Below are 21,700 nucleotides of genomic sequence, written 5' to 3' on the forward strand. Positions count from 1 at the left end.
AAAATGAATGATGTAACCACAGTACTTGAAATAATAAAAAAACAATTTTCAAGCATCCAAGATTTAGGTAAGGGTTTATTCCGATGTGAGCGGTCTTATTCAGGAAAAGTTTTCGCCACAGTTTACTTTGATATTTCAGATGATGTAGTAAAACGTGCTAATAATTTGCACGATTTCCAAGAAGGTTTGTTAGGAGCTGACTTCTTCAAAGTAAATGTTGATAGACGTTGGAATAACTATTTGTATTTTTGGGCAGGTCCAAAATCAAAAAAAGATAGTAAATTTTCTGAAGCGAAGTCTTCTATCGAAAAGGATAGACACTTTGCTCGGAAGTTTGTCCTTTCAGCAGATGAACTCTCAGGACATCTTTGTAGTATAAGTAGCCAAACGTCGCAACCGCATATTAGCGAAGATGCTAGTGTTCGATGGGGAGAGTTGTTAACTTCTGCTTCACTTGGCATAATACTGGAGAAGCGTCCACGTACTCGAGTTATTGAACTTATAAGTTCTGGAGAGGCATTCGTTTTAGATAATAGTCCAGTAGATAAATCAGTTTTAAATTTCGACCAAGATCCATTGGGAACAGGGTTTTTGCATCATTTACAGATTAATGGTTTTAGGCCAGCAATAAATGATAGCAAATTCTCATTTAGCAATGTAAACCTGATATTTGGTCAAAACGGTGCAGGTAAAACCTCTCTACTCGAATCAATAGAGGGTCTTTATTGTGGTCGAATACGGAGAGATTCTGATGCAAATATTAGTGGGATACAGGGTTGTTTAGAAATGCCGAATGGCTCTCTAGTTAATGTTAAGACTACAACTATTGCTTCAGTTATCAAAGAACGTAATCTCAGTTGGTATGGCCGATCTAATCAGCTATCAAGTGCGATTACAAACTCATTTACTAGATTCAACTTCCTTGATACAGACGCCGCTTTTAGACTCGCAAGTGATAATAATGCTGAGGATATAAAGGAAGATCTTAGCCTTTTATTGGTTGGGCCTGAAGCTTCATCCCTATGGACATATATTAAAAAGATAAACAGCGATATAGCCGATAAATATTCTGAAGCTTGCAAACAAATTCCATTTCTTTTAAAAGAAACGGATTATTTAGGTCGTGAACTAAAGCGTTTAAAAGAGTCACCCTCTGAATCAGCCACTCTAATTAAAACATATCAAGCAGGTTTGCAAGCCATTGGTATCAAATGGGATCTAGTAGAAAAATCAACATCTATTAATTTGTCCGAAAGAACTGACTTAGAGTACTTATTGAGAGGCTTTAGGAGTGCTATTTCGGTTGTCCAATCTACATCAGTTACAAAACGATTGCTGCAAGACCACAAAATATTGGTTATGGAAACTATCAATACTTTAAATGATAGTGTCAAAGAGTTTAATGCTATAAGAAAAAAAACTATAGATACTGAAGCGCTGATGAGTAAATATAAATCTGACCTTCATCTACTCAGAAGCTGGATGACATATTGCGAGAATGGTGCTCCGATAGTTCATGAATCCATAGCTCAAAAAACCAAAGCTCTTTCAGTAGTGCGTAAAACCATCGGTGACATATTTATTGATGATGTATATGAACTGTCTGAAAAGTATGAGTTACATTCTATTAGTGATGCTTTGCAAGCTGCAACTGATAATTTGAAACGTGCAACACAAGAAGAAGCTTCTTTTATCAATAGTCTTGAGCAAATAGAAGGACTAGAGGAATCAGTAGACGCATTACGTAGTGATCTGCGTTCTGCAGTAATCTCCATTATAGATCGTACAGGAGATCCAAATCACTGTCCTGTATGTATGACATTTCATAAAGAAAATGAATTATTACAAAAGATTGAAAAGCTTACTTTAGCAGAGGTGTCATCGACTACCGAAACATTACGCCAATCTGTTAAGTCGGCGAAAATGTATGCACAACAAGAAAGAAATGAAATCAAGTCTTTAGAGGCTTTGAAACGTTTTGCCGATACAAATATGCTCTCTAGCAAGCTTGTTGTAGGTGATATTCAGGAATTACTATTATCAAAATATCATGATATTTCTGTTCTTAATGAAGAATTATCAAGTCTTGAGTCCAAATTTGAATCGCTAAGCTTGCTTGGCATAGACTGGAGTAAATATGATGAGATTCGCCATGCTGCAACTATAGTTTTAGGTAAAAATGGTCACGTCTCTTCTTTGGAAGATGTTAATAAACATATACTTCTATTAAATAAAAATATTGAGATAACGTTCAAAGAACTCTCAAATCTTAGGCTTAATTTGAAAGAAATAACTGAGAAATCTTTGCATGGTTCTGCGCCTATAATTGTTCCAAATGACTTAAGTATTACTCCAATAGGACTGTTATCAAATGTGAAAGAAATAGCCGACAACCTTGAAAGCTCGATTAATTTTTTACAAGCAGCCGAACAGCAGATTGATTTAGATAGTAAAGACTCTTTCGAGGAAATCATACTATCTCTAGAGCAAATTTTAAATGATTTTGACCGCGCTTATTATGCTTTTCAAAATGAAGTAGTAGCGAAAACAGAGTTAGTTAAGAAAATGGAAGAGCTGAGCAAATCTACCGAACAGCTATATAAATATTCTTTAAATCGGGATAATTTAGAGAAGGCAAAAGTTTTACTTGACCATATAATACAAGATTACTCTCTTGAAAAAGCAACACAAAAATCTCTTGAGTCTATTCGTACACATGTGAGTAGTATATTCTCAAGAGTTCATGCCCCAATTGAATATACACTTGGGGACTTTCAGAGTGAAACACTGCTAGTTAGTCGCTCAGGAACAAACCACGGTATAAATCAAGTAAGCACTGGTCAAAGAGCAGCATTTGCACTATCTATTTTTCTTGCTCTTAATCTAAGTGCAGAAAGTGCCCCTCCAATCATTCTTATTGATGACCCTATAGCTCATATAGATGATTTAAATGCTCTCTCGTTTATAGATTATTTAAGAGATCTAGCGATTGAAACTAATAAGCAGATTTTTTTTGCTACAGCCGACTCAAAGCTTGCAGCCCTCTTTGAGAAAAAATTTGAGTTCCTAGGTGATCGCTATAAAAAAATTGTTCTAACCAAGTAAGCGACGTCTTCAATGGGTGAGTCATACAGTCTTTTACAATTTAATAATTGCATCGATTTCCTGATATGAGCGGTTCAATCCTAATAGGCTATTAATACACAACATATGTTAGAGTATAGGCTATCACTAACGCTAGCTATATAGGAAACGTACTGCCATGGCTGGTATCAACAAATTAGAATTATCCGAAGCGGACATTATCAGTAAGTTCATTCTACCTGCCGTTATCGGTTCAGGCTGGGATGACATGACCCAAATTCGTGAAGAGGTTAAGCTTCGTGATGGTAAGGTTATCGTTCGCGGTCAAATGGCAGTACGTAAAACAGTCAAGTCTGCTGACATTGTTTTATATCACAAGCCTAATCTGCCGCTTGCTGTTATCGAGGCCAAAGCTAATAAACACTCTATTGGTAAAGGTATGCAGCAAGCGCTTGATTATGCTGGGCTGCTCGAAGTACCGTTTGTATTTTCATCTAATGGTGATGGCTTTATTTTTCATGATAAAACCAATAGCACTATCCTCGAAACAGAGATTTCACTATCAGACTTCCCAACACCAGCTGAGCTATGGGATAAGTATTGTCAGTGGAAAGGCTATACGCAAGCTCAGTTGCCTATCATCACTCAAGACTATCATGATGATGGCAGTGGTAAGTCACCACGCTACTATCAGCTACAAGCCATCAATAAGACCATAGAGGCCATTGCTTGCGGACAGAATCGTATCCTGCTCGTGATGGCAACAGGAACGGGCAAAACCTACACTGCCTTTCAAATCATTTGGCGTCTGTGGAAAGCGAGAGAAAAAAAGCGCATTTTGTTTTTAGCTGACCGCAATATTTTAGTCGATCAAACTCGCGTTAATGACTTTCAGCCTTTTGGCACTGCGATGACCAAAATAGAAGGTCGTACGGTTGATCCTGCCTTTGAGATTCATCTTGGCTTATATCAAGCGTTAACAGGCCCAGAAGAGCATCAGAAAGCCTTTAAACAGGTTGCACCAGACTTCTTTGACCTAATTGTCATTGACGAGTGCCACAGAGGCAGCGCTGCTGAAAACAGTGCTTGGCGTGAGATATTGGAATACTTTAATAGCGCTACGCAGGTCGGTTTGACAGCGACCCCTAAAGAGACTGAAGAGGTATCTAATTCTTATTACTTTGGCGACCCTCTTTATACTTATACCTTAAAGCAAGGTATCGAAGATGGATTTTTAGCGCCCTATAAAGTGGTTCGGGTTGATATCGATATTGATATGCAAGGCTGGCGTCCAACGAAAGGACAGACAGATAAGCATGGTCAACTGATTGAGGATCGTATCTATAATCAGAAAGATTTTGATCGTAGTTTGGTGATTGATGAGCGTACTGAGTTGGTGGCACAGACCATCACTAGCTACCTTCAGCGCACTGACCCCATGGCCAAAACCATTGTATTCTGTAATGATATTGATCATGCAGAGCGGATGCGCCGTGCTTTGATTAACTGCAACCCAGAGCAAGTCAAAAAGAACGAAAAGTATGTTATGAAAATCACGGGCGATGATGAGTTAGGCAAAGCGCAGCTTGATAACTTTATCAATCCAAAAAAACCTTATCCTGTGATAGCGACGACCTCAGAGCTGATGACAACAGGCGTCGATGCTCAAACCTGTAAGCTCATCGTGTTAGATCAAAACATCAAATCGATGACTAAGTTTAAGCAGATTATCGGCCGTGGCACCCGTATCAATGATAAATACGGCAAGCTATGGTTTACGATTCTCGACTTCAAAAAAGCAACTGAGCTATTCGCAGATGAGCGCTTTGATGGTGTTCCTGAACGTATCATGACTGTGACGCCATCGCAGATTAATGAAGGCAGCGACGAGCTTGACGAAGTGGTAGATGGAGAGTCAGACGCAGAATTAGATATTGTCAATGGCACTGACCCAGCCTATACAAACCAGAGTGATGATAGCGGCTTTGATTTAGGGGCTGGTATGGGTGATGACATAGGTGTCAGTGAACCCGCGAAAAAATACCATGTGAAAGGTGTAGCTGTCCAAGTCATGGCGCAGCGTATCCAGTATTATGATACTGACGGTAAGCTAGTCACCGAGTCATTTCAGGACTATACTCGCAAAACCTTCAGCAAGCAGTTCGCTAGTTTGGATGAGTTTATAAAGCGTTGGAACGAAACTGAGCGTAAACAAACCATCATTGATGAGCTGGCAAATGCTGGTATTATTTGGGAAGTATTGCAGGAAGAGATCGGGTCAGATATGGACCCCTTCGACCTGATTTGTCATGTGGTTTATGACCAACCGCCCTTGACCCGTCGTGAACGTGCGGATGAAGTCAAAAAGCGCAATTACTTTACTAAATACTCAGATACCGCTCAAAAAGTACTGAATGCCTTGCTCGATAAATATGCTGATGCGGGTGTAGAAGAGATCGAAAGCTTGAACGTGCTTAAAGTAAAACCACTTGATCAGCTAGGTAGCCCGATGGAAATTGTCAGAGAAGGCTTTGGTAGCAAAAAAGACTATCAGCAAGCCATCAGTGATCTTGAAAACGAAATCTATTGGGCACCGCCACCCAAACAAGCTTAAGTAACTAGAAAAAATTAGCTACAATCCATATATCTAAGCCTCTTATTGAGGCTTGTTTTATTCATACTGTTTATTAAAACCTATCGTTTATTAAAAAGAGAAACTACATGTCAATCAGTTCGGTTATTAAGTCTATTCAAGATATCATGCGTCAAGATGCTGGTGTCGATGGTGATGCCCAACGTTTAAGCCAATTGTCATGGCTATTGTTTCTCAAAATATTTGATGCACAAGAAGAAGCGCTTGAGTTCGAACAAGAAAACTATAAGACCCCCATCCCTGAGCAATACCTTTGGCGTAATTGGGCGGCTGATCCCGAAGGTATCACTGGTGATGAGTTACTAGAGTTCGTAAACGATGAAATATTCGTTGAGCTAAAAAACCTGACAGCGCCAGTAGATACTAACCCACGTGGCTTTGTGGTGCGTCAAGGTTTGAGCGATGCCTACAACTATATGAAAAACGGCACGCTGCTACGCCAAGTAATTAACAAGCTCAATGAAGTGGACTTCAATCGTTCAGATGAGCGCCATCTGTTTGGTGATATTTATGAGCAACTGCTACGTGATTTACAGAGTGCGGGTAATGCAGGTGAGTTCTATACCCCTCGTGCCGTGACGCGCTTCATCGTTGACCGTGTCGATCCAAAGCTGGGTGAGCGCATTATGGATCCAGCCTGTGGTACAGGTGGATTTTTGGCCTGTTCGTTTGATCATGTCAAAAACAACTATGTTGCAACTGCTGAAGATCACCAAGTACTACAGCAGCAGATTTTAGGGTTTGAAAAGAAACAACTGCCACATTTGCTTTGCACGACCAATATGATGCTGCATGGCATCGAAGTACCCGTACAGATACGTCACGATAACACCCTAAATAAGCCGCTATCGAGCTGGGACAGTGATATTGATGTCATCGTAACCAACCCACCTTTTGGCGGCACTGAAGAGCATGGTATAGAAAAGAACTTCCCTGCTGAGCTCCAAACACGCGAAACGGCAGATTTGTTTTTACAATTAATCATCGAGGTCTTGAAAGATAAAGGTCGTGCTGCTGTTGTGTTGCCTGATGGCACCTTGTTTGGTGAAGGGGTAAAAACTAAGCTAAAGAAAATGCTGACAGAAGAATGTAATCTGCACACCATCGTGCGCCTGCCAAATGGTGTGTTTAACCCTTATACAAGCATTAAAACCAATATTCTCTTCTTTACCAAAGGTCAGCCAACCAAAGATATTTGGTTTTATGAGCATCCTTATCCTGAAGGCGTCAAAAACTATAGCAAAACCAAACCAATGAAGTTCGAAGAGTTTCAAACAGAGATTGATTGGTGGGGTGATGAATCTGATGGTTTTACCAGTCGTATCGAAAACAATCAGGCTTGGAAGGTCAGCATTGATGAAGTCATCGAGCGTAACTATAACCTCGATATCTCCAACCCCTACCAAGGTGAAGTCATTGATTATGATCCTAATAAGCTACTGGCTGACTATACTAAACAGCAACAGAGCATCGATACGTTACGCAGCCAATTAAAAGACGTGCTGGGCGCTGCGCTGTCTGCTAACACGACAGAGGGCAAGTAGCTATGAATGTAAAGACGAGCTTAGAGATGAGTAAAGACATAAGCAAGCCAGAGCAGCTAATCACTGAACATATCGATATCTGGACCAGCGCTATACTAGCTAAGTCGACTAGTGGACGTGGCAGCAGTAAAAAGTATGAGCTGTATGGTATTACTAAATTACGTGAACTGATCTTGGAGTTAGCTGTATATGGAAAGTTAATTCCACAAGATCCTACGGATGAGCCCGCTGCGGTTTTACTTGAACGTATTGCGGTAGAAAAATCTCAGTTAGTCAAAGATAAAAAGATAAAAAAGCAAAAAGCATTGCCGTCATTGGAAGAAGCTGGAGTTGAGCAGAATACTTTACCACAGGGATGGACGTGGGCATTTATGCCTCAAGTGATAGCCCACGATGACTATGCAATTAAGAGAGGACCTTTTGGGAGTGCTTTAAAAAAAGCATATTTTGTTAATTCTGGCTATAAAGTATATGAGCAGCAGCATGCAATAAACGATGATTTTTCACGTGGAGAATATTATATTGATGAGACAAAGTTTAATGAGCTGAAAGCATTTGAAGTTAAGCCTTATGACTTGATTATTAGTTGCTCTGGTACTGTTGGTAAAGTCGCAATAGCCCCACCAAATATGGAGAGAGGAGTCATTAACCAAGCTTTACTTAAAATAGCTTTGAATAATAATGCACTTATAAATGAATATTTTAAAATCTTATTCCCTGCCTTTTTTATGCGTACAGATACATTGTCTGATCTAAAGGGGACCGCCCAAAAGAATATGGTTTCAGTTGATACATTAAGGAAAGAACCATTTCCATATCCTCCATTAGCAGAACAACGCCGCATCGTCGCTAAAGTCGATGAGCTGATGCTGCTATGTGATCAGCTAGAGCAGCAAACCGAAGCCAGTATCGACGCTCACGCGACGCTTGTAGAAGTATTATTATCCACGTTGACAGATAGTGCGGACGCTGATGAGCTAGCACAAAATTGGGCAAGAATTGCCGAGCATTTCGATAGCCTATTTACGACCGAGCAAAGCATTGACGCTCTAAAGCAAACCGTTTTGCAATTGGCAGTGATGGGTAAGCTAGTTTCACAGAGTTCAGATGACGAACCTGCTTCAGTATTGTTAGAAAAGATTGCGGAAGAGAAAGAGCAGTTGATTCAAGAGAAGAAGATTAAACCACGTAAAGCATTACCACCTATTGAAGATGAAGAAAGATTATTTGATTTGCCCTTAGGTTGGGAATGGTGTCGATTAGATGATATATGCGATGGTATAACTTCTGGATCAACGCCACCTAGGAGTTCATTTATAGATGATACAGGTATCCCATACTTGAAGGTTTATAATATAAGAAACCAAAAAATAGATTTTGAATACCAACCACAATTTATTGAGGAAGGTTATCACTCTTCAAGTTTGAAGCGCTCTCAGCTTTGCCCAGGAGATGTGATAATGAATATCGTGGGTCCACCTCTTGGAAAGATAGCTATCATTCCCGATACCTATCCAGAATGGAACTGCAATCAGGCCATTGTGATGTTTAGACCATTCATTTCGAATCTAAATAAATTTATCTATACCTACTTAGTTTCAGGTATGTTTCTTGATAAAATTGCGCTTATAGGAACAGCTGGTCAGGACAATATTTCAGTCACAAAAAGTCGTTCAATCTTATTACCAACACCACCTCTTGCAGAACAACATCGCATTGTTGCTAAAGTCGATGAACTAATGGCTATTTGCGATCAGCTAAAAGAGAAGCTAAAGCAGTCCCAAGAGACGCAAGTTCAGCTTACCGATGCGTTGGTTGATCGGGCTTTAGGGTGAGTTTTAGTGTTAGAGCAATCATGTTTTATATGCTTTGGTAAAACTAAAAGAAATAAATAAGACCTTCTATTAACAGCGATATTTTAAAATCAGGTATAATAACCTTGTACGTATAAGTCGTATTGTGCAGAATTAAAAGTGCACAATGCTATTATAGTTGTTAAGGCTATATTATTAGGCGTCTTGTGCATAAATTAGGGGTTATAATATTCCTAGGTGTGCCCTTTAACATTGCCAGTTATGCGTTATTGACGCATATGGTCGCGCAGGTTTGCGGCCTAGAAGTTGGTGAATTTGTTTGGACAGGTGGTGATTGCCACATTTACCAAAACCACCGCGAGCAGGCTGAGCTACAACTGACACGTTCGCTATATACACCGCCAACATTGACCCTAAACCCAGAGGTGAAAGATATTTTTGCCTTTAAATACGACGATATTAGCGTCAATAACTATGAGTCTCATCCGACCATCAAAGCCAAAGTTGCCGTTTAAAATACGTCTCATGCACGACAATAAATAAGACGGTGAGTTAAAATACAGACGTTTAAAAATATAATAGAAAGGACCCATTATGAGCTATGCCCACACTGAAGTTGCCCAAATCGCCGCCATAAGTAGCAATCGCTGTATCGGTAAAAACAACGAGCTGCCGTGGCATATCTCACAAGACCTGCAGCACTTCAAAAAAATGACCACACGTGACTCGCAAAATACGGCCTCTAGTAGCGATATTCAGGGCATCGTCATTATGGGTCGCAAGACGTTTGAATCCATGGGTAGCAAGCCTTTACCAAAGCGTGTGTGCTTTATCATCTCTACTCAAATGGACTATGCAGAACAGCAAGGACTGGTCGGACATGAATACGCGCATGTGGTGCATAATTTAGATGATGCCCTTACTCATGCCGCAAGTTTGGCACATGGGCTACATCTGGAGACGATCTGGGTGATTGGCGGTGAGCGCGTCTTTAGCGAAGCACTGATGTATACCGACCGCATTGAGCTGACCCACGTAGATACTGATATTACGGATGGCGATGCGTTCTATCCTGAGCTACCAGATCGCTTCAAAGTAGCAGAAGAATCTGAGCAAATGCACGATGAAAAAAGTAATTTGAGCTTCAAATTTACGACCTATAAAGTAGAAAAGACTGACCAATAGTATTTGATTGACTCAAAAAAAAGGTCAGCTTCAGATATGTATATTTATCAAAGCTGACCCTTTTTTATTTACTATCGTTTTAGCGTTACAAATCTACTCGTGTAATACTTTATAAACCGTCTTTGCCAGTACAGGGCCAATCCCTTGTACACCTGCCAACTCTTGCTGTGACGCGCCAAGCAGTTGCTGCATACCACCAAAGTGATTGAGTAAATCGCGGCGGCGCTTTTCACCAAGACCTGGAATAACCTCAAGTACCGATGAGGAGCGGCGCTTGTCGCGTTTTTTGCGGTGCGCGGTGATCGCAAAACGATGCGCCTCATCGCGAATATGCATCAGTAAATGTAATGCTTTGCTATCCATAGGCAAATCTAATGGCTCATGATCCAAAAAGTGCAACACTTCAAGTCCCGCCTTACGCCCTTCCCCTTTGGCAACACCAATGAGCAAGGCATCACCAAGAATGCCCAATTCAACCAGCACTTCTTTCGCCATACTCAGCTGACCCTTACCACCATCGATAAGCAACAAATCAGGCAACGGCTGCTTTTTATACCGCCTTGTCAGCACTTGCTTCATGGCTGCATAGTCATCGCCGCCTTGGATATCATGAATGGCATATTGACGGTAATCACGCCTGCGCGCACCGCCTTGATCAAATACGACGCAGCTACCAATGGTCGCCTCGCCCATGGTATGCGAGATATCAAAACATTCAATGCGATCAATGGTGCGATCAGTCACCTCAGCCAGTACGTCTTTTAGTGCGCCAAAGCGTGCGTGCAATTCTAAATAATCACCAAGCTTAGTCTTTAGCGCATTACTGGTATTGAGTGTTGCCAAATCTAGCCACTCTGAGCGATGCTCACGCACATTGGTTTTGATGACTACTTTGCTGCCAAAATGCGTTGCTAGTGCTTCGCTTACCGCTACCTGATCAGGAATCTCATGACTCAATATAATCTCTGCTGGCAGATCGTCCGTCACCTGAAAATAAAACGAGGTAATAAAATCTGATAGGTTATCTGCTAGCGGCTCGCTACTGTCCACATCAGGGAAATAGTTTTTACCGCCTAACACGCGACCACCGCGCACGGTCAGCACGTTGACGCAAGTCATGCCCGCCTGACTGGCAATGGCAATCACATCTGCCTCACCTTGCACCGTATAGACAGCTTGCCTTGCCTGTACTTCGCGTAGCATCGACAATTGATCACGGTACAATACCGCCTTTTCAAAATCTAACGTTTCGGCAGCGCCTTCCATTTTCTCGATCAGCGTACTATGAATATCACTAGAGTCACCCTTCAAAAAGCGAATGGTGTTATTCACATCTTCTGCATACTCTTCCGGCGATACCAGTCCAACGCAGGGCGCGCGGCAACGCTTAATCTGATACTCCAGACAAGGGCGCTGGCGCTGCTTAAAAAAGGTGTTGGTACATTGGCGCATTTGAAACATTTTTTGCATCAACACCAGCGTTTCTTTTGCTGCATGGGCAGAGGGAAATGGGCCAAAGAAACGACCTTTTTGATGATTGCCTTTGCCGCGTCCATACGCCAAACGTGGATAAGGCTTATCCGCTGAGATAAACACGTATAGATACGACTTATCATCACGTAGCAAGACGTTATAAGGCGGGCGATACTCTTTAATTAAGTTCTGCTCGAGCAACAACGCCTCGGTCTCACTACGCGTGATAATGGTCTCAATATTATGAATCCGTGCCACCAGTGCCCGCGTTTTTGGATGATCGATCGTCTTGGCAAAGTAACTATTCACACGGCTTTTTAGCGACTTGGCTTTACCAACGTATAAAATATCGCCGTTTTTGCCCAGCATCTTATATACCCCTGGCAAATTAGGCAAGTTCTTGATCAAATGCTTAAGACGGGCTTTTTTGTCATCGACAGGATTCAATTCTGAGACAGTAACCATAGAATGTATTGCTCTTAAAAATCTTAGTAATACTGCTAGTTATGGGGCAGGAATCGTGGTTTTGCAAGCTGATTATTGCCTCGATAGCACGCACAAAAAAGCCAGCTTTATGCTGACTTCGTTTGTTCGGTTATATGCTAATCATCAATGGTCTAATGACGGAAGTTTGCCATTAACGCTGGAATACCTGGCAACATACCGACGATAGCCATCACGCCAGTCAGTACCACGAACATAATACCTGGTATGATCCATCGGCTCATTTTAGTCAAATTAGCACTGCGCTCTTTTGAGCCAATCAAGCCCAAATTATCAAGCAATAGCGTGAGTGACCAACCAAAGGCTGGGTTCACTAAGGCAGAAGCAAACACCACAATAGCAGCAGACTGCGTGGTTTTACCTTCGCGCGTCATCTCCATGCCAGCCTCTAAGAGTGGGATGAAAACCCCAACGATCAATGCCACGCACATCACGGGTTGCCAGATGGCCAAATCCATTGGATAGCCCCAAACACCTGCGATAATACAAAACAAGGCCGTCAATAGCGCACCAGCAGGAATCGGACGCCTAGCAATCGCCGCAGGGACAATATACGTTCCCCAAGATGACGCAAAGTTGGCACCGCCTAGCACAGAGCCCACTACCTGACGAAATGAAGCGCTGGTCATCGTGTCATCGATGTCCATGAGCACTTTTTCAGTACGCTTAGGGTAGCTGATTTTTTGGAATACCTGATGACCCAAGAAATCTGGTGACCACATCGCAACTGCCAAGATAGCAAACGGCAATACCACAATGAAGCTTTCAATCGTCGGTAGCCCTAACATCCAACCTGTATTCTCACCCCACCAATACATTGGGTTCATATGCGGTAGACCTGGTGCCGTTTTGAACGCAAAAGGTGCGCCCAATGCAAAAGCAAGACCGCCACCTAACACGCAACTGAGCGGAACCGCAAGCCAGCGCTTTTGCCAATGCTCAAGCAATGCATATAGCAGGATAGTCGCTAGAATAATAAAGAAAGCAATGTGCGACATACCAATCCCTTCTGCCCAAGCAAAAAGGTTCTTAACCTGTGACGTCGTACCGATAAACCCTAAGTAAATTAAGAGACCACCGCATACGCCTTTACTGGTTAAATTGGCCAGTAAGCTTCCTCCTTTACTAATAGCAAGTAGCAGGCCAAAAGCCCCAATGAGTAGGCCAAAAGCCATTGGATGCCCACCTGCAGCAACGACAATGGGAATCAATGGAATAAGTGGCCCATGAGTACCAGCGAGATTGGCTGTCGGTAGCAGAAATCCAGAAAATAAGATAATAAAGAACGAGACAATCAACAGCTCATAACGAACGTTTTCTAAAACAAACGCATCACCTAAGCCGAGTGGTCCTGCAAAAGTTGCTGCAATAGCGCCCACCATGACCACTTTACCGATGGTCGCTGCCATCGCTGGGATAGTATCTTCATACTCAAAACGATAATCACGAAATGGTAAATTGGGACGCCAACGTTTTGGCTGCATGATTTGTAATTCGTGGTTGAGATAGGCATCTCGACTGTCGAAGCTTGAGCTTGGCTTATGCAAATCTATATAACTGCCTTGCAATTCGCTGTCTTGATTGGCTGGGTGTGGTCGCGGCGTATTAGACCCTGAAGATGAGGCCTGAATGTTACTCATCACATTTCCTTGTGTTGATTAGGTTTTGAATACTTTTTTGGTTTGGCGTTAGCTAAATGACCAATCGGTCATGATAAGCAGAAAACCATTGTATGTTAAGGCATAAGGAAATGCGAATTTAAGATGAATTAAAAAGACTACATGTATCGTTATAAAAAATAAATTAAAGTTTTCATTGGATACAATAATAAATTTAATAGGAAACTATTGGGAATAAACAGCGCTAATTTGGACATAAAATTAAATTAAAGGCCAATTTTCTTAAGAATAACTGACATCTGAACATTTTTTATCATATAACTAAATACTAAAGATAGTCATATTAAATATTGCTTTGCGATAACTATAAAGACTATGCTTAGTTACGCTTTGAAACTAGCGAGCGCAGTCATTTTTAACTATGATAAATGTCTTTGTCGTTTATCGTCTAATAGCAAGCACTAAGAAACAGCGCTACCCATATCACTGAAAAATCAATAAAAGCAACAGGATAGATTTATGAGTGTGCTACCCAGCAATTTTGAGACTTTGAAGCGTCGAGCCAAGCAAAGTATCATGCCGCTACTGACCCCGCATCTTTTAAAGCTGCGACTCAATACTTACGCGCCCTATATCGGTGCAGGCATCAAAATCGACCACATCAGCCTCGATCAGGGATTGTGCGTGGTCAGCATGGAACTGACCACTCTCAACAAAAATATCGTCGGTACTCAATTCGGTGGTAGTTTATACTCCATGGTAGATCCCTTCTATATGCTCATGCTGATGCATCAATTAGGTAGCAACTATGTGGTCTGGGACAAAAGCTCACATATTGATTTTATCGCGCCCGGTAATAGTAAAGTCACCGCACGAATGAAAATACCTAGCACTGAGGTGATTACCATTCAAGAGTTGGCAAAAGACGGTGAAGCTGTATTTCGGGAATACCAAGTCGATATCGTCGACGATCAGCAAAAGCTCATTGCTACCGTGACCAAAACCTTGTATATCAGACTACGCAAATACAGCAAATCTAAAGAGCAAGCCAGCCGAATTGAAACACCCCATACTGAATAGTTTTTGGCTACTTTACTGGTAAGGCTTTTTGACTAATGACAAGGCATAGTATCTATCAGCTGTGAATATCCAGTTAACACCCAGCAAATTTAAATTGATAAGCGCGCACATACAAAAACCCCAATCTAGCATTCGCATAGATTGGGGTTTTGTCTTTTTTGGTATGGCCCGCTTATTTATAAATAAACCTATGAATAAGGGCTTGTATCTACTATTACCTTATTTGAGTCAATCCTAAAATAATACGATCAACTCAAAACGGCAAACTTGTACTTAGATACCAGGTGCAGTATCAACGGCATCAGGTACACCAGCGTCAGTCTTTTTCTGAGCTGGACGTGGCGCAAGTTTTTCGCGGATACGTGCTGATTTACCAGAACGCTCACGTAAGTAGTACAGTTTCGCACGGCGAACAGCACCGCGGCGTTTCACTTCAATGCTATCGATCAGTGGTGAGTGCAGCTGGAATGCACGCTCAACACCAACGCCGCTTGAGATTTTACGTACGGTAAACGCTGAGTTTAGACCGCGATTACGCTTAGCAATTACAACGCCTTCAAAAGCCTGTAAACGCTCACGCTCACCTTCACGTACTTTTACTTGTACCACAACGGTATCGCCGGGTGCAAAGTTTGGGTGTTCACGCAATTGAGCGTTTTCGATGACCTGAACCAATGGATGCTTGTTGCTCATGAGAGTTATCTCCTCACATTAGATAATAGAGGCTTTACGCATATCACCTGTTTGTAATAATTAATTGTATCTCTTTATAATAAGACACAACGTAAATGGGTTATAACCAACGGCCACTATGCGATGACTCGTTTTATTATTGCTCAAAATTCTATTTGTTAACTGTTTATCAAGCTTAATGACGATAAAGTCAGGTATCAACAACCTACTTTTTATCTGCTTTTGCTAGTGCTTCAAGCCATTTCGCTTGCTCTACCGTCGGAGTAAACGCTTGCCACAAATCCGGACGACGCGTTTGCGTACGACTGACTTGCTGAGCAAAACGCCACTTAGCGATATTGGCATGGTGTCCTGACAGTAACACTTCAGGAACCGCCATACCCGCAAACTCATGCGGCTTGGTATAGTGTGGACAATCAAGCAAGCCATCGACAAACGAGTCCTGCTCTGCTGACTTGTCATCCCCCATGATATCGGGCAAACGACGTATCACACTATCCATCAGCACCATTGCTGGTAGCTCACCACCAGTCAACACATAATCGCCTAATGATACTTCCATATCGACATATTGTGACAGTAGGCGCTCGTCGATGCCTTCATAACGACCGCATAATAAAATCATGCCATCATAATAAGTCATACCGACGACACTACTCTCACTAAGCGTTTGCCCTTGCGGTGACATATAAATCACCGGACAATGCTCACTATCGACACGGCAACCGTATTCCTTGGCACGCAAGCGTGCATCCTCAATGGCTTTTGACAATGGCCCAGCCATCATCACCATCCCAGGACCGCCACCATAAGGGCGCTCATCAATACGGCGATAGTTATCAGTGGTATAATCACGTGGATTAATGCATTCAATCGTAACTTGCTCCTGAGTCACTGCCCGTCCCGTGATTCCAAACTCACGAATCGTGGCAAACATCTCAGGAAAAATACTAATGACGGCAAAATACATCTGATGTCTACTTACATTGAGGCTAAAACAATCGGTGTGACTATTAATAAATTCTGATAATAAATTCTGACTAAAAAGCCAGAAGCGATATCACCAGAGGCAATATTAATAATCACTTGGCCATGCCACAAGTACGGTTTTTTCAGTCGTATCGACTTCTATCACCGTTTGCTTATGCCATGGAATTAGGCGCTCTTCATTATCCAAACTGTCTGAATTGGCTGCCACGCGCATGATGTCATGGGCACCAGTTTCAAACATTTCAGTGATATTGCCTAAATACTCGTTCTGCTCGTTCATCACGCGCATACCGACCAAATCCGACCAATAATATTCGTCTTCAGCTGTTTCCGGCAAGACATTTTGTTCGACCCAAACGGTCACACCGTTCATGGTCTCAGCAACATTGCGATCAGGAATCTGCTCAAATTGAGCCACAAGTCCTGTGCCTTGCTCACGCCAAGCTTTCACAGTCAAAGGTTTCATGCCAGTAGCAGTTTTCATCCACCACGGCTTCATGTCGAATATTGCTGTACGATCATCCGTATCGCTAAATACCCAAAGCCAACCTTTGATGCCATAGGGCTTCTTGAGTTGACCAATTTTCATGAGATCACTAGCGTTTGGAGTGGATGACATAGCAGCTAACCTAACAATGATTACAACAACAATTGCAAAAACAATTGTGTCAAAAGCGATAAACAGTTAATGGCGCACCCTGGTCAGACCAGTTACGCTATGTGTTCTAAAGTCTACTGAATCAGCTTGTAATAAGACTACGAGCGACTCAATAACAACGGAAACTTAAGCAGTTGCTTCAGTTTGTGCTGCAGACTTGTTGTAAGCTTTTGCTAATGAAGCAACGCGATCTGAAGGTTGTGCACCTTTTGCGATCCACGCATTGTACGCTTCCATGTTTAGGCGTACTGCTTCTTCAGACTCTTTAGCGAGTGGGTTAAAAAAGCCGATGTTTTCAATGTAGCGACCGTCACGCGCGCGGCGTTGATCAGCAACAACTACTTGATAAAATGGGCGTTTCTTGGCACCGCCCCGTGCTAAACGAATAACAACCATGTGAATTCTCTCTTTCGCAGGTATACCAAAAAGGGCATAATTATATCACAGTCTTGATTTATTGAAAACATAAACTGTGCTTATTTAATTATTTATTAACAATAGCTTAAATACCCGTCTATGTAAAACATAATCGAGCATAACCGTACGTTTTATACAATTATTAAGGACTCTCTATTTTAATCAGTTACTAAAATATACCGCGCTTTAGATTTGGTATTATTAAAATATTGGAGAGGCACATAACAAACTGCTTAAATGAATAGCGTCACAGTAAGATTCATCGATTATGCTATTCTATGGTGTGTTGAAATAGACTGGCACACCCTACTCTCAGCCGCCATGTTTAGAAATAACCTGCTCTTTCTCCAAAATACAATTGCGGCTTAACTCAAAACCAAATTTAATCAGACATTTTCTTAATCTGCTGGATTTATATGATTACTCCAAACTCAAAGCCCCGTCGCAAAGGTTGGCTGCCACGTTCTTATTCCAATACTTGGCTGACAACCTTGATGGTCGCTTTTATTGTTCTCATAAGTGTGAGTTTGTCGATTTTATTCTTTTGGCGCAGTCTTTATCTGCCAGAACTCAAAAACCATGCGCGTTATTTGACAAGTGAGCTGCGATTAATCAATAGCGTAAACGAAGACTGGCAATATCGTCCTGATATCCGCCAATGGGTGTATCAACATTCTCATGTCGTGGTGGTGAACAACCCCAGTGACTTTCCAGAGGTGGCTGACAAAGCATTTGTGAGCTTCTTTACTGATGTGCTGCAGTATGAGATTGGTGCACAGCTGGGTCGACCTGTCGAAGTTTATTTCAAGTTCAAACCAACACCGCAGCTTTGGGTACAAGACAGCCGCGATGACAGTTTCTGGATTCGTGAGCCAGTGGTTTATTACTCGCAGTACAGCCCAACATTGCTCATATTGTTTTTGATTGGTTTGCCTATCTTATCGCTGCTAACGATTATTTTGTTAGCTAGGCAATTGAACCGCCCTTTACGTTATCTACAACGTGCAGCGACTAACTATATTCGTCTGGGTCATGCGACCACACTGCCAACGCAAAAAGGCCCTACCGAGATACGTCAAGTAAACATGGCTTTCAACCGTCTATTTACAACATTAAATCAAGCCCAAAAAGAGCGAACCATCATGCTCGCTGGTATCTCACATGACTTGCGTACGCCATTGACTCGTATGCGTTTGACTGCTGAGATGCTACCAGATGATTTTTTTCGTGAAGGGCTAATTTACGACATTGAGGATATGGATGCGATTTTAGAGCAGTTCATCTCATTTATGAAAGACGGCTCCGATGAGCCAGTTAGCTTGACCAATTTGGACACGATATTTAATGAGATCATGGTGCAGTTCGCACCCATGAAGTTCGTTTATCAATCAGAGTGTCACAAGGTCATTCCTGTACGCCCCTTATCCATCAAGCGTCTCATCATCAACCTGATCAATAACGCCAATCGTTATGGCAAACCGCCGATTTATCTATCAGCCACGGTGATACCAACATTTATAGAAACGGTTGAAGAAGAAGATAGCGATGTCGTCAGTGAGAACGTTGTCAATAAAGAAGCACAAGAGCAACTGATGATTTGTGTGCGTGACTGCGGTGACGGTGTGGCAGAGGATCAATTGGAGCGTATCATGCAGCCATTTGAGCGTGGGGAGACCGCACGTACTACCCAAGGTAGCGGTCTAGGACTAGCCATTGTAGACCGCATTGCACGATTACATCATGGCACAGTTGAGGCCATCAATCATCCCGATGGTGGGTTGCAAGTATGTGTGCGTATACCTCTACTCTCTAAAGTTGCTGGAGACAATACTTTGGCTGCTGATGCAGTCGATGACACATCTACAGTCGATAGTATTACATCGAATGCAGACAACTCTTAACACTATAGCTCAGACAAACCCTGCGTGGATAAATTAATCTTTGCTACCAATGATAGGCGGAATATATTCAGCACTATTAGTAAATGCTAATGGCTGAGTAATTTCTTCTTTGGCTGTCTTTAGCGTTTGGGTTGTTGATGGCTGCTTTAGAAACAAGTAGTAACCCAGCGTAATCGCATTCAATAGCACCAAGCCACCAAATAAATATGGCATCCTTTGCCTCCTGTATTGTCAAACTATCCTAGAATAAGCTGCTGCAAGCATGACACCTGATTATCAAAATATTGGTAATCAGGTTCGTTTAATGATGACAACTTTTTACTTGTCATCATTGTTCAGCATTGTTATTTAGTATCAAAATCGCGTTCGCTTTTTTCTTGCGTCAATTCATCAGCAGCCAAAACTTGTGTCAATGGTTTGATAGGCCATGTCATTACGAATCTTGCGCCGCCAAGTTCTCGGCTCTCATCTACTTTCATACTACCATTAAACCAAAAGGCAATGCGCGATACAATAGACAGACCTAGGCCGTAGCCGCCTGATGCTCGTGTACGGCTATCATCCAAGCGCGAAAACGGTATAAATACTTTTTCACGATCAGCCTCAGGAATACCATGACCGTCGTCTTCGACGCTAACGAAAGCATTGCCCTTCTTAACACCAGCACTCACGATAATAGTAGTTTCAGCATAACGTAAAGCATTACCTGCAAGATTCTGAATCACACGGTGCAGATAGCGTCGATCAGCAATCGCGGTTACTTTCGCATTTGGCAAGTTGGTCACTATTTTAATCGGCTTACCTAGTGCATTGGTCTCACGCTCAATCTGCTGTAGCAGCTCTCTGAGATTTACTGGTTCTAAATCTAATTTTGGCGAGCCCTCTTCGAGCTTGGCATAAGTTAAAATCTCATCAATCAAGCCATTCAGTGATTCGATATCTTCATCGATATAGTCACGCTGCATAAAGCGTGAATCTTCGTCATCAGTATCAGCCAGCATATCTACCGCAAATCGAATACGAGCAACTGGCGTACGAAGCTCATGTGATACGGCTCGCGTGAGCTCTCGTTGCGACTCAATCAAACGCTTTATATGTGACGTCATTGCGTTAAAGGTGGCTGATAGACGTGCGATCTCATCTTGACCAATGACTTGTACTTGAATATCAAGGTTGCCTTTACTCACCTCATTAACACCAACTTGAATCAGCTGTAGCTTGCGCTCAAGTGGGAAAATGAGCGCATAAACACCCAAACTGATTAAAAACATACTAATCAGGATCATACTAATAATCAAATTAAGTGGAAACCAGTTAAATAAGGGTACAGGGCCTATCAAGACTGCCATATCATTGATTTCAGACGGAACCACTATCTTGATGGCCGAGCTACTGGTACTACTATTAGGGTCTTGTAATGAGATGACCACTTCATCGCGGCGTAGGCGTGACATTTGATCTGAATCTAAATCGAGCGTGTTAACAGGCACAAATGCCAGAGGAAAAGAAAATTTCTCCTCAAGTTCGGCCAAGCGTGCACGTTTATCAGACAAGGTGACTTCATAAGACAAATCGTCCAATAAAAAGACCGCAATTGCTCTGACTTGTTGCTCCGTAACCTCCGATATCCGTGCTGTTAGGACATTCTCATTATCCGGCAAGCGATAATAAACATCTGCATACACAGGCTGTTCGACATAACGCACAACGGTATTGTCATTTTCAAAACGTCTCAGCTCGCTTGCGGTAAAATCTATGTCATCAATAGGTATGATTTTAAAATTTGCCCCGAACAAACTACTTGCATCAGACAACCAGTATTCACGCTCTTCTGCAGTGTTTTGGTGAGAAATACCTTCGCTCACCAAATGAAAAGCCCCCATTGCCATGTTTTCACGGTAGGACTGTACACGCTCCTTATTGATAGTACCCATCAATAACTGCGCAAACAATGCTACGCACAAACAGACTATGAGTAGTCCAGCATAGATACGAACAAAAATACTGTGTTTTAAAGAAGAGACTAATGACATACGTGCCGTGACCAACTTAATAAATAAAAACTGCTGATATCTTATAGCCTAT

The 21,700-nt window shown here is 42.0% G+C and carries 15 protein-coding genes and 1 pseudogene; 8 read left to right on the forward strand and 8 right to left on the reverse strand.

Annotated elements, in window-relative coordinates:
- Window positions 1-3 precede the first annotated feature (3 nt).
- The 6 genes and pseudogenes from CUR83_RS12885 to CUR83_RS12910 all read left to right on the forward strand — a co-directional run bounded on the left by CUR83_RS12885 (window position 4) and on the right by CUR83_RS12910 (window position 10,280).
- Complete coding sequence (locus tag CUR83_RS12885) at window positions 4-3,105, forward strand: hypothetical protein (RefSeq protein WP_025646112.1); 3,102 nt, start codon at window positions 4-6, stop codon at window positions 3,103-3,105.
- Between the two features lie 166 nt (window positions 3,106-3,271).
- Entirely contained in the window at window positions 3,272-5,698 is a 2,427-nt protein-coding gene (gene hsdR / locus CUR83_RS12890) for an EcoAI/FtnUII family type I restriction enzme subunit R (protein ID WP_252962780.1), read from the forward strand.
- 107 nt (window positions 5,699-5,805) lie between these two features.
- Window positions 5,806-7,281: an N-6 DNA methylase gene (locus CUR83_RS12895; RefSeq protein WP_252962761.1), complete on the forward strand. Its 1,476-nt coding sequence runs from the start codon at window positions 5,806-5,808 to the stop codon at window positions 7,279-7,281.
- 2 nt (window positions 7,282-7,283) lie between these two features.
- On the forward strand, window positions 7,284-9,116 hold the full coding sequence (locus CUR83_RS12900; RefSeq protein WP_284719783.1) for a restriction endonuclease subunit S: 1,833 nt from the start codon (window positions 7,284-7,286) through the stop codon (window positions 9,114-9,116).
- A gap of 206 nt (window positions 9,117-9,322) precedes the next feature.
- Window positions 9,323-9,610, forward strand: a pseudogene (gene thyA, locus CUR83_RS12905) (thymidylate synthase); the annotation flags it as partial.
- A gap of 79 nt (window positions 9,611-9,689) precedes the next feature.
- Window positions 9,690-10,280 (forward strand): dihydrofolate reductase, encoded by a 591-nt coding sequence (locus tag CUR83_RS12910; RefSeq protein ID WP_093070169.1) that lies wholly within the window; start codon window positions 9,690-9,692, stop codon window positions 10,278-10,280.
- Window positions 10,281-10,373: 93 nt separating this feature from the next.
- On the opposite strand, the gene uvrC is transcribed toward CUR83_RS12910, so the two are convergent.
- Window positions 10,374-12,218 carry an excinuclease ABC subunit UvrC gene (gene uvrC, locus CUR83_RS12915; RefSeq protein WP_284719785.1) on the reverse strand — a complete coding sequence of 615 codons (1,845 nt, stop codon included), beginning with the start codon at window positions 12,216-12,218 and terminating at the stop codon, window positions 10,374-10,376.
- A 152-nt stretch (window positions 12,219-12,370) separates the two neighbouring features.
- Window positions 12,371-13,897 (reverse strand): DUF3360 family protein, encoded by a 1,527-nt coding sequence (locus CUR83_RS12920; RefSeq protein WP_284719786.1) that lies wholly within the window; start codon window positions 13,895-13,897, stop codon window positions 12,371-12,373.
- A gap of 498 nt (window positions 13,898-14,395) precedes the next feature.
- On the opposite strand from CUR83_RS12920, the gene CUR83_RS12925 reads away from it, so the two are divergent.
- Entirely contained in the window at window positions 14,396-14,956 is a 561-nt protein-coding gene (locus CUR83_RS12925; protein WP_093070162.1) for a DUF4442 domain-containing protein, read from the forward strand.
- Window positions 14,957-15,229: 273 nt separating this feature from the next.
- Here the strand turns inward: CUR83_RS12925 and rplS are convergent, their stop codons facing one another.
- From rplS to rpsP, 4 genes are all read right to left on the reverse strand, one after another.
- Complete coding sequence (rplS, locus tag CUR83_RS12930; protein WP_058023515.1) at window positions 15,230-15,649, reverse strand: 50S ribosomal protein L19; 420 nt, start codon at window positions 15,647-15,649, stop codon at window positions 15,230-15,232.
- A 205-nt stretch (window positions 15,650-15,854) separates the two neighbouring features.
- The gene (gene trmD / locus CUR83_RS12935; RefSeq protein WP_284719787.1) at window positions 15,855-16,619 is read right to left on the reverse strand and encodes a tRNA (guanosine(37)-N1)-methyltransferase TrmD; all 765 of its coding nucleotides are present in this window, start codon (window positions 16,617-16,619) and stop codon (window positions 15,855-15,857) included.
- 105 nt (window positions 16,620-16,724) lie between these two features.
- On the reverse strand, window positions 16,725-17,258 hold the full coding sequence (gene rimM / locus CUR83_RS12940; protein WP_058023513.1) for a ribosome maturation factor RimM: 534 nt from the start codon (window positions 17,256-17,258) through the stop codon (window positions 16,725-16,727).
- A gap of 165 nt (window positions 17,259-17,423) precedes the next feature.
- Complete coding sequence (gene rpsP / locus CUR83_RS12945; RefSeq protein ID WP_021812802.1) at window positions 17,424-17,693, reverse strand: 30S ribosomal protein S16; 270 nt, start codon at window positions 17,691-17,693, stop codon at window positions 17,424-17,426.
- Between the two features lie 437 nt (window positions 17,694-18,130).
- On the opposite strand from rpsP, the gene CUR83_RS12950 reads away from it, so the two are divergent.
- Entirely contained in the window at window positions 18,131-19,615 is a 1,485-nt protein-coding gene (locus CUR83_RS12950) for an ATP-binding protein (protein WP_093070157.1), read from the forward strand.
- A gap of 33 nt (window positions 19,616-19,648) precedes the next feature.
- On the opposite strand, the gene CUR83_RS12955 is transcribed toward CUR83_RS12950, so the two are convergent.
- Entirely contained in the window at window positions 19,649-19,828 is a 180-nt protein-coding gene (locus CUR83_RS12955; protein WP_058023511.1) for a hypothetical protein, read from the reverse strand.
- Window positions 19,829-19,959: 131 nt separating this feature from the next.
- Window positions 19,960-21,648, reverse strand: coding sequence for an ATP-binding protein (locus CUR83_RS12960; RefSeq protein ID WP_212564091.1), 1,689 nt, complete (start codon window positions 21,646-21,648; stop codon window positions 19,960-19,962).
- Window positions 21,649-21,700 lie beyond the last annotated feature (52 nt).

The organism is Psychrobacter pocilloporae (assembly GCF_029872915.1).
GTDB classification, from domain to species: Bacteria; Pseudomonadota; Gammaproteobacteria; order Pseudomonadales; family Moraxellaceae; genus Psychrobacter; species Psychrobacter pacificensis.